The sequence below is a fragment of the Nonomuraea thailandensis genome (assembly GCF_024172165.1).
Taxonomy (GTDB): Bacteria; Actinomycetota; Actinomycetes; order Streptosporangiales; family Streptosporangiaceae; genus Nonomuraea; species Nonomuraea thailandensis.
Window position 1 is genome coordinate 118,293 of the sequence record NZ_JAMZEB010000001.1, and the last position, 12,277, is coordinate 130,569.

Annotated in this window: 8 protein-coding genes and 1 pseudogene; 6 read left to right on the top strand and 3 right to left on the bottom strand. The window is 67.6% G+C overall.

What is annotated here, in order from left to right; translation table 11 throughout:
- Positions 1-421 precede the first annotated feature (421 nt).
- The 6 genes from HD597_RS00525 (at position 422) to HD597_RS00550 (ending at position 7,626) form a co-directional block, all read left to right on the top strand.
- Entirely contained in the window at positions 422-1,636 is a 1,215-nt protein-coding gene (locus HD597_RS00525; protein WP_253739503.1) for an MFS transporter, read from the top strand.
- Positions 1,637-2,454: 818 nt separating this feature from the next.
- The gene (locus tag HD597_RS00530) at positions 2,455-3,069 is read left to right on the top strand and encodes an RNA polymerase sigma factor (protein WP_253739506.1); all 615 of its coding nucleotides are present in this window, start codon (positions 2,455-2,457) and stop codon (positions 3,067-3,069) included.
- A complete protein-coding gene (locus HD597_RS00535; RefSeq protein WP_253739508.1) occupies positions 3,062-4,243 on the top strand; it encodes a CU044_5270 family protein in 1,182 nt (393 codons plus the stop codon). Before HD597_RS00530 ends, HD597_RS00535 begins: the two co-directional genes overlap by 8 nt.
- 1,538 nt (positions 4,244-5,781) lie before the next feature.
- Positions 5,782-6,180 (top strand): IS110 family transposase, encoded by a 399-nt coding sequence (locus tag HD597_RS00540; RefSeq protein ID WP_253739510.1) that lies wholly within the window; start codon positions 5,782-5,784, stop codon positions 6,178-6,180.
- A complete protein-coding gene (locus HD597_RS00545; protein ID WP_253739512.1) occupies positions 6,168-6,851 on the top strand; it encodes a transposase in 684 nt (227 codons plus the stop codon). The genes HD597_RS00540 and HD597_RS00545 overlap by 13 nt, the downstream gene beginning before the upstream one ends.
- A 31-nt stretch (positions 6,852-6,882) precedes the next feature.
- Positions 6,883-7,626: a transposase family protein gene (locus HD597_RS00550; protein ID WP_253739514.1), complete on the top strand. Its 744-nt coding sequence runs from the start codon at positions 6,883-6,885 to the stop codon at positions 7,624-7,626.
- An 813-nt stretch (positions 7,627-8,439) separates the two neighbouring features.
- On the opposite strand, the gene HD597_RS00555 is transcribed toward HD597_RS00550, so the two are convergent.
- The 3 genes and pseudogenes from HD597_RS00555 to HD597_RS66465 form a co-directional block, all read right to left on the bottom strand.
- The gene (locus HD597_RS00555; protein ID WP_253739516.1) at positions 8,440-8,775 is read right to left on the bottom strand and encodes a histone-like nucleoid-structuring protein Lsr2; all 336 of its coding nucleotides are present in this window, start codon (positions 8,773-8,775) and stop codon (positions 8,440-8,442) included.
- A 1,531-nt stretch (positions 8,776-10,306) separates the two neighbouring features.
- A complete protein-coding gene (locus HD597_RS00560) occupies positions 10,307-11,020 on the bottom strand; it encodes a hypothetical protein (RefSeq protein ID WP_253739519.1) in 714 nt (237 codons plus the stop codon).
- A 99-nt stretch (positions 11,021-11,119) separates the two neighbouring features.
- Positions 11,120-12,107 (bottom strand): annotated as a pseudogene (locus HD597_RS66465) (DUF2264 domain-containing protein); the annotation flags it as partial.
- Positions 12,108-12,277 lie beyond the last annotated feature (170 nt).

The following is a 12,277-nucleotide window of genomic DNA, read 5'->3' on the forward strand; positions in this document are numbered from 1 at the left end:
TCCACCGGCAGGCCAGGGACGCACGCACCAGGACAACCATGAACGAAGACGCCGACGCTTCTCTGCTCCGCGCCGCACCACGGCAACCACGGCAACCTCCCTCCACAAGCCCGAAACCCGCCAGCCCCACACCCGACCCACTCTCTCGGCGGCACCGCCCAGACCACACCCGGCACATCACCACCTGCCCGACCGCGCTACAGCACGCCGACCCCGCCCTCACCGTTCGCATCGCCACCCCACCGGCCGGCCACCCACGCCCCGATGTCCAGCCTGAGCGGATCGAAGTGCCGATCGCGACCCACTCCGGCACCCCGCGGCGACCAGCTCCCTCACCACCGCAGCCGATCACCACCAGCAGGCCCAGGTGATACGCGAACGCCTCGAGGCCGCCACAAGGTTGCTCCGCAGCAACCGCACCTTGCGCCGCTACACCGCGGCCCGCACCGTCTCCGTTCTGGGCACCACCACCGCACCGGCCGGGCTCGCCTTCGCGCTCCTCGCCCACGACGGCGCAGGCACCACCCTCGGCCTGGTCACCACCCTCAGCCTGCTCCTCTACCTGGCCGTCACCCCGATCGCCGGCGTGCTGGCCGACCGCCTACCCCGGCGTCGCGTCATCGTCGCCTCCCAGCTCGTCGCCGGCCTCAGCCAAAGCCTGTCCGGAGCGCTGGTCCTGACCGGCACGGCCACCACCTGGACCCTCGGCGGCCTGGCCGCGCTGACCACGGCTGCCGCCGCGTTCTTCCAGCCCGCGGCCAAAGGCATGCTCGCCACCATCGTCGCCCCGGACACGCTCGTCCAGGCCAACGCCCTCCTGCAGATCGCGGGAAGCCTCGTCGCGATCATCGCTCCTGCCACCGCCGGACTGGTGATCGCGTCCGGCTCGCCCGGCTGGATCCTCGGCTGCAACGGCGCCGCCTACCTGCTGTCCAGCGCCCTCTTCCTCACCGTGCACCACCCGGACACCCCCACCCCAGCCCAGCGCCACGGGATCGGCAGAGAACTCCTCGAAGGGCTGTCCGCCTTCGCCAACCGCCGCTGGCTACGGGTACTGACCAGCCTGCACGCACTGACCACGGCCTGCTGGAGCGCCGGATTCACCGTCCTCGGACCGCTGTTCGCGCTGCGCCACCTCCAGGACGGCGCGCTCAGCTGGGGCCTCATCGGCTCCGCCTTCGGCGCCGGCCTGATCATCGGCTCCCTCACCGCGCTGCTACTGCCAACCACCCGCATGGGCATGCTGCTGTGCGCCGCCGCACTTCCCGAGGCGCTGCTACTGGCCAGCATGGCCGCCGCCGCCCCCACATGGTGGCTCGCCATCGCAGGCGCACTGGCCGGAGCAGCAGGGACACTGAAACTCATCACCTACACCAGCCTGCAACAACGCCAGATCCCGCACGAACAACTCAGCCGCGTCACCGCCACAGCCGCACTGGTCGGCAGTGCGCTCACGCCCATCTTCTGCGCGATGGCCGGCCCGCTGGCCGACGCCATCGGGGAGCGGCTCGTGCTCGCCGGCTGCGCCGCCATCGCCATGTCCGGCGTGGCCGCCGCCTTCAGCGTGCGCGACGTGCGCCGCCTCGGCGCACCTGCCTCAACTGACGTCCAGCGCGAAGAACAGCCCGTCTTGTGATGGATTCGGCCCACCCGATGATCTGCCACGGGGCCGGTCCGCACGCGAAATCGAACCGTGGCCCACAGTTCATGATCGTTACAGGTCGAGTTCGGCGTAGGGACCTCCTCAAGACCCCCGCCCCGCACGCCGGGCTCGCCCAAAGCTTGGGCCACTTCCCTGGCACGCATCGTCCGCCCGCCATGATCACAACGCCCTGCTGGTCGAGCCCGGCGACCGGTTTCGGGCCAGCGCGGCTTTCCCCGGCGAGGCGTGCGTCGGGGCATCAGGCGCGCCGCTTAGAAGGCGCGTGCTCAGGCCGGGGATGCCCAGCTAGCATCGGCGGGACTATCCTCCGGGTGGTGGCCAGGTCGCTCAGCCGATCATTCAGGGCAGCCACCTGCTCACGCAACGACTCAAGCTGCCCGTGGACGGACTCCTCATCCGCAGCCAGCTGCTCCAGCAGCGATGCTTCGCCCAACGTCATACCCGACCTCCACGTACCGGCGCTGTGCGTAATCAGCCAAAGAGCTGCGACTGCACAGAGTCACACAGTGCCCGCAAATCGTCACTGTAGATGCCTTGCGGCTCACGTGCAGAGACACCTCTGCCATCGGTCCTTCCACCACCGAGCACAACTGTCGCTGTGCGACTGCAGCGATCCGCCGGATGGCTCGACAACCACTCACTGTGCGCCGCCTCGGCACCAGCAGGAGACGACCGTAGGGGCGTGAAGAAGAACCTGAGGTTTCGCCAAGTAGAGATGTGATGCGACGACCAACCACAACAGCCACGTGACTCCGCCAAGCGTTCCTGCAGGGAGGAGTGGAGGAATTCGTATGAGCGCGTTACAGGATGTGAGCGATCTTCCGAGAGAAACCGAGGACGCGAACCTGCTCAAGGAGTCCCTCCGCATCCCCGAGCGGTTCGAGGCGCTCTACGACCGCTATTTCGCGGAGATCCATCGATATGTCGCCGGTCGGTTGGGCACGCAGACCGCCGACGACCTGACCGCGGAGATCTTCCTGGCGGCATTCCACGGCCGCGCACGCTTCGACGCGCACCGGGGCGTCGTCCGGGGCTGGCTGTACGGCATCGCCACCAACGTCGTCGCGCAGCACCGCAGAAGCGAGTCGCGCCAGCTGCAGACCCTGCGTCGTACGGCGGCGGAGGACGCGGTCGACGCGGTCGACGCCGGGCACGAGGATCTGGTCGCTCGCCGTCTGACGGCGGCAGGCGTGCAGGAGCAGCTCGCGTCCGCCCTGGGCGCGATCCCAGATGCCGACCGCGACGTGCTGGTGCTCCTCGCGCTGGCGGAGCTCAGTTACGAGGAGATCGCGCAGGCCCTCGACATACCTCCGGGAACCGTCGGATCCCGGCTCAACCGGGCCCGCAAGAAGCTGCAAGCCGCCCTCGGCGGCGTCAATCCCATGTTTGGAGGAGCAGATGGATGACCTGAGCGCGATCCGGGAGCTGCTCTCGGCACCGCCCGTCTCCCCCGAGGTGGTGGCGGACGGCCGGACCCGGCTCGCCACCGCCTTCGCCAGTACGCCGAAGCCAGCCAACCTGAGGAGCCTTGAGATGACCGAAGAAACCCCTGTCCACCAGGGCAAACGCCGGGCGATGCGGACGGCCCGATGGACCGCTCTGGGAGTCGGACTGCTCGGCGCCGCAGCGGCCGTGACCCTTGTGGTCACATCGGGAACCTCGGCAGGAGCGCCGGGTACGCGGCCCGCCGCTCAGGCGCCGTCCGTACAGCCCATCAAGAAGCTGTCTGCCCAGCAGGTCCTCCTGGCGGCCGCGACCTCGGCCGCGAAGACACCTGCGGACGGGGCCTACTGGGTCCGCAGCAGCGTTACCGGCAAGCAGCGAGTCGAACCTGGCGGCAAATACACCCTTGAGATGACCACCTTGCTCGAGACGTGGGTTTCTCAAGTACCAGGCAAGCCCACCTGGTTCATCAACCAGAACCTGGGGATCAAACCGGCAACGCCGCAGGACGAGGAGGCGTGGCGGGCGGCCGGCTCTCCGCACAGCTGGACCTACCCGGGCACAACCGTCACCAACAAGAGCGGCAAGTCCATCAAGACGCGGAGCGTGACGCTGCAGAGCAAGCCGGGCGAGCCCGTGACCACACGGGTGGACGGCGATAAAACCGACTCGTCGGTGGGCAAGCCCATGACGCGGGCCGCGCTGAGCGAACTGCCGACGACCCCCGACGGCCTGAGGGACTACCTGAAGACGGTCATCGCCAAGCAGTGGGGCGCGGAATACGCGCACGTGGACGTGAACACCGAGCTCTACCAGGCCGGCGTGCACATCATCATGGATCTTCCCGCTCCGCCCAATGTGCGGGCGGCGGCGTTTCGCATGCTCGCCTCGCTGCCCGGTGTGAAGGCAGAGGGCGAGGTCACTGACCCGCTGGGCCGCACCGGCCAGGCCGTCAGCCTCCCGCATAGCAATGGGGAGGGCCGGCTCATCATGAACACGGCAACGGGGGAACCGCTGGCCTTCGTGACAACCATCAAGGAAGCCCGTGTCTTCGTGGCGATCAAGAAAGCCCGCTGGACCGACGACAAGCCTGACCTGCCTGCCAGCCGACGCGGCTCGGACGACCCGCCCGCCTAACGCCGCAGACTGCCTTGCCCGCGTCTTGGGGGCGACGCGGGCAAGGCAGCCACCCGATCGGCGGGGGCAAAGGTACAACCGCGAGGACCTGCGCCGACGCCTTGCCGAAGAGCCCGGCGTGCCGGTCACTCATCTGCTGGCCGAGATCCGCGAGCGCGGCAAACCGGCAGCGCCAACCTGCTGGTGCGAACAGGCATCTCTCGCGGCCCTCCACTTACTAGTACGGTCCCACTCCCGGGATCAGCACAACAGCCGGTGGCAAGAAATGGGCGATAGGTACGAGCACGAGAGATACCACTATTAGTAAGGATTTGTTGACTGGCCTCGTCTGAGCGACGCCGAATCCAAGGCCCGCAACGATCAGGAGCGTCGCGAAGACCACGGCCATAGCGGCCGGGATGCAGCCATGATGTCGGAGCCCGGGGTCGACGATCAGCGTGCCGTCGTTGTCCGTCAGGACTGGTGAAGCTGCGAACTCGCGCAGGAGAGGAGCCGCCCTCCATGACGCCACCGCCAGGTCTGCCAAGCCCGGCCCCGGCGAGGACCGCCGTGACGAGACCCGTCCGCCACGTCTTGTCCCTGGCCCATCGTGCGGCCAGCAGGCCGGCCAACAGCGCGCACACGTGCCCGACCGCACTGCCGGAGGTGTAGGCCCAGGACGGCAGCAGTACGCCACTTCGCCACCACTTGGCTATCAGGGTTGCGCGTCGGGCCACATGCTTTGCCCGCATCGAGATTGAGCGCTACGAACAGGACGGCCGCGCTACCAGTCACCGCGATCAAGGCCGCGTACGCGGCGACGTACCAGGTCTTGCGCCCCCCAACTGATCGACAAAGTCCGCGTCACGCCGCCCATCGTACCCGATCATGGGGTATCTCTCCGCGTTTCCGTCCAGAAGCGCCCGACCCCGTCGGTGCAGCACCAGTGCCACAGCTGGGAAACGATCGATTGTGCTGCGGGAAGCGATCACCACCCTCCCGCATTCAGTGCAGGCAACGCCTATTCATGAACACCCCCGTCGTTCGCTCAGCGAGAGCTGAGCCTAGGAACCTAGGGTCACAAGTGGAAGGGGGGTCGGTGCGCGGCTGGCGACCGTGTACTGAAGTGTTTTCATCCTTGGTCGAGAGGGTGCTGATCACAGCATGATCGAGAGTCCGGCGTTCGCCTGAGGACGTAGAGGAACCCCTGGTAGACGGGTGGATCACCACAATCAACGTCGTCACCACCAGGGGCTCGGATGCTTTTCTATCAGTGAGACTGGTGCCAACGGGAACGACTGCTTCTGCGGATGAAGTTGCAGAAGCAGGAAGTGTTCTCCCTTGAGGCTGACCCCTGTTCTATCTGGCCCGGGTCTCCTGGTGCCGTCAGCACGATCTGTCGCCTCTTCCGGGAGATCATTCCCGAGTGTGCGTGTCGGCCCGCTGCGTGTGGCTTGATAGAAGCCTTGGCGAGAGAGCCCGTCCCATCACTGGTCTGCCTGCCTGACGTGGTCGGCACGCACCGTCCTCGGATGTCCCCCAAGCCGATGAGGGTGCACATGACACAGTTCAAGAAGCCCAAGGCGCGACGAATCGTGGGCGGGGTCGACTCGCATGCCGATACTCACCACGCTGCGGTGGTGTTGATGAACGGGCGCCGGGTCGCCGACCGCGAGTTCCCTGCGACGGGAGCGGGGTACGCGGACCTGCTGGAGTGGATGCGGTCCTTCGGCCGGCTGCATGCGGTGGGGGTGGAGGGGACCGGTTCCTATGGTGCCGACCTCACTCGTCACCTGAGCAGCGCGAAGATCAAGGTGGTCGAGGTCAATCGCCCTGATCGCCAGCAGCGCAGGACAAGGGCAAGTCCGATCCGCTGGACTCCTACTCCGCGGCCGAGGCCGTCCTCGCCGGCAGAGCTCACGCCGTCCCGAAGAGCGGAAACGGAGTGGCCGAATTGATCCGTGTGCTGCACGTGGTCCGCGCCGGCGCAGTGAAGGCACGCACCGCCTGCCTCAACGAGCTGCAGGCGCTGCTCGTCACCGCCCCGGCCGAGCTTCGCGAGCAGTCGGCCGGCCTGAAGAAGGCCCGGCTCGCCGATGCCTGCTCCCGGTTAAGGCCTTCCGCCGATCTGACCGACCCCGCCCAAAGTGTCAAGGCTGCGCTGCGGCACCTCGCGGCTCGCTACCGCGCCCTCAGCGCAGAAATCGACGCCGCCTTCGACCAGTTGAAAGCCCTGATCGAGCAGGCCCGGCCCGAGTTGCTGACCGTCAAAGGCCTGGGCGTCGAGACTGCTGCGCAGCTGCTGGTCACCTGCGGCGACAACCCCGACCGGTTGCGCTCCGAGGGATCGTTCGCGGCCTTGTGCGGGGTGTCGCCCGTCCCCGCTTCCAGCGGCAAAACACGACGTCACCGCCTCAACCGTGGCGGCGATCGGCAGGCCAACCGAGCCCTGTATGTGGTCGTGCTGTCTCGCATGTCCTGCGATCCATCCACCCGCGCCTACGTCGAACGCAGAACCACCGACGGGTTGTCCAAGAGAGAGATCATCCGCTGCCTGAAGCGATACGTCGCTCGCCAGCTCTACAAGATGCTCGTCCGTCCTCAGGCGCCAAACGTCCATTTCGCTTGACAAGCCATAGAAGCATCGTGCTGCCGTCGATTTGTCGCGCTCAACGCTGAACTACGTGGCCGGCATCATCCGCCGCCACCGCAAGGCCATCGGCTCCACCTGGCGGCGGCTCAACTCCGCCCAGCAAGCCCTGCTGGTCCTGGTCTACCTGCGCAAAGGCGAGACGTACACCGAGCTCGGCGCCGGGTTCGGCATCTCGATCGCCACCGCCTGGCGGTACGTGGAAGAGACCGTGGCCCTGCTGCGCGCCCGCGCCGTCACGCTCGACCGCGCCTTACGCCAGGCCACCCGTAACGGGCTGCACTACCTGGTGCTGGACGGCATGCTCATCCCCACCGACCGTGTGCACGCCGACCGGCCGTACTACTCGGCCAAACACCGCATGCACGGCATGAACGTCCAGGTCATCGCCTCCCCAGACGGCACCATCATCTGGACCTCCGGCTCGTTGCCGGGCAGCATCCACGACCTGACCGCCGCCCGCATCTGGGGCATCCTGCGCGCGCTGGCGCAGGCCGGCGTGCTGACGCTGGCCGACAAGGGCTACCAAGGCGCCGAAGGCCCAGTCGCCACGCCGTACAAAGGCCGCAACAAACCCGCCTCACAGAAGGCGGCCAACCGCTCCCACGCCCGGCTCCGCGGACCAGGCGAACGCGCCAACGCCCAGCTCAAAAGCTGGCGCATCCTCCGCAAGCTCCGCTGCTGCCCGCACAAGGCAGGCCAGCTCTGCAAGGCAATCGCCGTCCTGCAAAACTACGAGCTCACCCGAGGATGAAAAGGGCTCACTGGTGTGACGTTCACGTGTCGCTCCTTCGCCGATTAGCCTCCGCCACTTGGGACATCGGTCAAGCGGAACCTCGAGAGAGTGTCTTCTGCTCATCTACGGCCGATGGCGTCGCGCATCCGTGCGGCCTCCGAGGTCCTCCCCGCTGCAGTAGTGCGCAACATGTCGCGACAAGTCGACGGCATCGCCGCGCTCGCCTCTCTCGGCGAATGTGCTCTATATGTCAAGGAGGGTAAAACATGCTGCAAAATGGTGAATCATTGATTGACATTGACGCGGAAGGTCAAATGCGAAGAGCGTTGTGAGCTTGTGCATGTCTGGTCGAATGCTTTTGACGCGTACCTGGCGGGCGCTCAGCTCGAGCGCTGCATGGACCGCTTGGGCCGGGAACTTCTGAAGGCCAAGCAACGGCGCAGGTTCTCCGAACTGAACGACGTGATCGCCCGGTGGCGCATGAAACCGACCCGCTGGGCAACGTGCTCGTACGTAAAGCTCGCGGTGGGAGCAAGTGCGCGCCTTCGCAGAGCAGGGGACAGGCCGAGCGAAACTGACCATGAGGAGATGACGACACACCAGCTGAATCTCAGGTCGCGCATCGTGCCATAGCCGCCCCTGCAGGCTCTGGACACAGGGCGATGAGGCCTTCCCTCGCGCCTGACGAGGGCGTGCCGGTCCACGCGCCCGGCGCAGGAACGACGCGTCCCAAGGAGGGGCTCTCCAAGAGAGAGGCATCAGCGCCCGGCGGCTCCAAGGGGCCCTGACTCAGCGGCATGTCGCCACCAGAGCGCGAGGGCATGTCGAGACTTAGTGGGCGGCTTCGTACTTCTCCACGACGCTGGACGCGATGCGACCGCGTTCGCTGACCGGTAGGCCATTAATCTTGGCCCACTGTCGGATCTCGGCGCTCTTCTGCCGGCTCATAGCCTTCGAGTTGCCAGCACGCCCGCGGGGAGCCTTCCTGGCCAAGCTCTCCCGACGTGCATGCTGAACAAAGGGTGTCAGTGCCTCTCTGAGTTTCTTGGCGTTCGAGGAGCTGAGGTCGATCTCGAAGGCGGAACCATCGATTGCGAAATTGATGGTTTCGGCGGCCTCGCCCCCGTCCAGATCATCGATGAGGAGTTCTTGTATCTGCCTGGCCATCGGCACTCCATGCAGGTAGTTACGCTACAACTGATAACTACCAACATAGCGGTACAACGTTCCTAGGCGCACGGACGCATGCCAAATCGTCGCGGATTGGCTGCGGCCCGACCGGAACGCGCTGTCGGTTTCGCGCTCGCCAGCGAGAACCAGCGATGACTCGCGTGGCGGAAGTAGCATCCGCTCATGCGGTGCAATGCGCTGGCCGGGCGTGCGGCCTCGATACGATCCCTGAGTGTGCGTCCTGAGCGGGGAGCCGAAGATGCCGACCGTCACGCAGATACGCCGATCGGCGCCGGTCACCACAACCACGCCGGGCGAGGTCACCTGGCTTCGGGTACACAAACGCCATAGGCAACTCGCGCGCGCAAGGCATATTGCTCGACCGACCTGTACAGGGTCGCCTTCTCATCCAAATGCCGACATTCTGCGAATCAAGGGAGGGGAGCGGCCAAGGCGCGGCGCCGTCTCCGCGGTGTCCCCGGTGGGGAGTCTGCACTGGCCCGCGACAGGGATCCGGGCCAGGAGCAACGCAATCGAGCAGCTGTGCCTGCCTTTGCGCACGAATCAGCATCCCTGGTGGGTGGGCAGACGCACAGGAAAGCCGTCAGCGTCCAGGCGGAGGTTCTGGACAGGACAGAGCGCCGGTGCTCGCCGGCGGGGAGGCGGCTGCGGGCACGGTGCCGAGGAGGTGTTCGAGGGGGAGTCGGTGCTCACCACAGCCCGCAGGCGGACATCAGATCGTACAGTCGATGTCGCAGCGCTTCTCGGACGATGTCCCGCGCCCGATCGTGCACGGCTCCGCACGTGCAGGTCAGCAGGCTGTCAACCGAAATCTACACTGTAAAGGCGTCTGTCTGTAGTGAATCGATCCCACCCGCGTCACCCACATCCGCTCCTGCGAGATGCGCAACGCCATCATCGGGTTGGTGCATGTGCAGGCGCCGGCGCGTGGAGGAAGGGCTGAAACCGGGCACCGGGCAGTTGACCTCCTGACTCGTGTCCGCCTCCATGCGTTCTCTCGCTTACATCAACGATGTCCTGGACGCTCCGATCATGTTCGGCGTACCCAAGGCACGGTCAACGATCAACTGGCCGAATGGCGCGACTTCGTGCCCGCCCTCCGGCACACACGCGAGGGCTGCCCGTGCTTGAGACGTCGAAGGCCGCAGCCTGCTGACCGCCGCATCCGGGGCGCGACCCTCTGCACGGCAAGCACGGCCTGTTCGCCCGGCGACTGCACTGGCTCACCGACGGGCACCACATGTAGGTGGCATGTCCGGCGATGGCCACGATCAGTTCTTCGACCTGGAGCAGGATCCTGGGGAGCTGCGAGACCTGGCTGCTTGCCCGGAGCGGTCCGCCGAGGTGGCCGCGTGCAGAGCGCGCCTGATCACGGAAGTGACCGGCAGGAAGGTCTCGTGGCCGGCAACAGGCTGGTGCCCGGCCGTACCTGGTGACAGTGCTCGCCGGCGGCCGCGTGCGCCGAACCCAGGGGTGACATGGGCCCGGGCAGACGGCAGACAGGGAGTCACGCCCGCAGACCCTGTCGGGTGACGATGTGGTGTTCGCCGTCGGGCCAGATCACGGTCACCCGGTCGGAGCCGACCTCGGCACGAACCTGCGCGTGGCCGTCGCTTGCTTCGTCGCCGTGGGCGTCGCCACGTTGCAGCACGGCGAGCGACACCGCCCAGCCGTCCGCGGTCACGCCCTCCAGGGCAGGGACGAGCGCCGGGCGTCCGAAGGCGGTCCCTTCGGGAGCCTGCATGACCGTGGCGGTGCCGTAACCGTGCAGGCCGTACAGCTGGGAGCGGAGCCCGTCCCGCCCGGTGAGGGTGACCGACAGCGCGCCGTGCTCGGCGGTGGCGTGGGGGAGTGCCCATCCCGTCTGGCGGACCTGGGATTCGGGGCTCACCAGGTGGATTCGCACTTCCGCCGCGCCGCGCAGCAGGCTGGTGCTCACGATGCCGGCCGCGGTGGACGCCGCCCACACGATGTCGCCGCCCCACCAGGCGTCGTCCGTCGCAGGCGCCTTGCGCCGCCCGGCGCCTCCCGGCTTCAGCGGCCCGCGGGGCGCGAGGGTGCCGTCGGCGCCGACGAGGCCAAAGTGGTTGTCCGGGACGTCGCCAGCGGTGGTGGGGCCGGTGTGGCTGGAGTAGGCGTAGCGGTCGTAGAGCGGGTCGGCGTGGTCGTGCCGGATGCCGTGGTTGAGCACCTTCGCCAGCCCGTCGCCGTTCCCCGCCACGAAACCGGGCCCCTCCAGGGCCGCCGCACCGGCGGGGCCGGGCTCCTCGGTCGCCGTCCAGAGCGGATGGTCGGCGGGGGCCAGGAGCCCGGCGAAGGCCTTGGCCGCCCAGTACGGTGAGGCCGACCCCGAGTACGGCTGCAGCGTCGCCTCGTGCGGCCCGCCAGCCCAGCGTCAGCAGGTTTTCGGGCGACAGCATGTCGTGCTCCAGGAAGTGACGTACGGAGCCGGAGGCCAGCCGCCGGGTCGCTCCCGGGGACAGGGGAGTGCTGCCGGTCACCGCGCCGAGCATGAGCGCGGCGAGGGTGGCGAAGCGGTAGGTCATCGACCGCCCCAGGTAGAGCGGTTCTCCGTCGGAGCCGAAGGTCAGTGCGTAGCTGTCCAGGAAGGTCCGCAACCGTCCGTGGTGCTCGGGCATCGGCGTCTTGGACAGCAGCCCGTACAGGACGGGGTAGAAGTGCAGCGCCCAGCCGTTGTAGTGGTCGAAGGCTCGGTTGTCGCCGTCGGTGTACCAGCCGTCGCCGGCGTACCAGCCCTCGATCCTGGCCAGCCCGCGCTCGATCGCCGCTCGTGCGGCCTGCTCCTGCAGCCCGGCGGCGGCCAGGAAGCCGCCCACGGTGACGGGGAACAGCCACCAGTTGTTGGGTGCGGGCTCGTGGTCGAACACGGTGGCCAGGTAGCCGCCGAGCCGCTCGCGCTGCGCGCCGGTGAGGGTGTCCCACAGGTGCTCGCGGGTCAGCCAGAGCCCCAGTGCCAGGGACGCCGCCTCTACCATGGGCTGGAACCGGTCGGCCACGGCCGGCCAGACGTCCGGCCCGGTGACCAGCCCCGGCCGGTACGGCTCCAGCAGTTCGGCGGGCCCGCCCCCGGCCACGCGGAAGGCCGCGATCAGGAACGGCCTGGCGAACCCCTCCATTCCGTCGCAGTCGGACCAACTCGCTCGCCCCGGCAGCCGGATCGTCGCGCCGTCGGCCGACCGGTACGGCTCCACCGCCGCCAGCAACCCGTCGGCCAGCGCCTCCCAGTGGGCCCTGGTCCACCCGGTGTACGGGCTGAGCGTTCGGTCTTCTGGCGGCAGGCAGAGCATGACGGGACTCCAGATCAGGCACGGGGGATCGCTGTCGTAGCGCGGGCCGACTGTAGTGCGCGGCCTCGCCGCGCCACAAGAGCGTCTGATCGAACGAAAGAATATCGCTCATAACGAAACCTGTGTCCGCTAGGATCCTCCTCATCGATCCGGCCCCCCGAAGGAGCCCC

Coding starts and splice junctions, on each gene's coding strand:
- HD597_RS00530 (WP_253739506.1), top strand. CDS start 2,455: ATGAGCGCGTTACAGGATGTGAGCGATCTTCCGAGAGAAACCGAGGAC.
- HD597_RS00535 (WP_253739508.1), top strand. CDS start 3,062: ATGGATGACCTGAGCGCGATCCGGGAGCTGCTCTCGGCACCGCCCGTC.
- HD597_RS00540 (WP_253739510.1), top strand. CDS start 5,782: ATGACACAGTTCAAGAAGCCCAAGGCGCGACGAATCGTGGGCGGGGTC.
- HD597_RS00555 (WP_253739516.1), bottom strand. CDS start 8,775: ATGGCCAGGCAGATACAAGAACTCCTCATCGATGATCTGGACGGGGGC.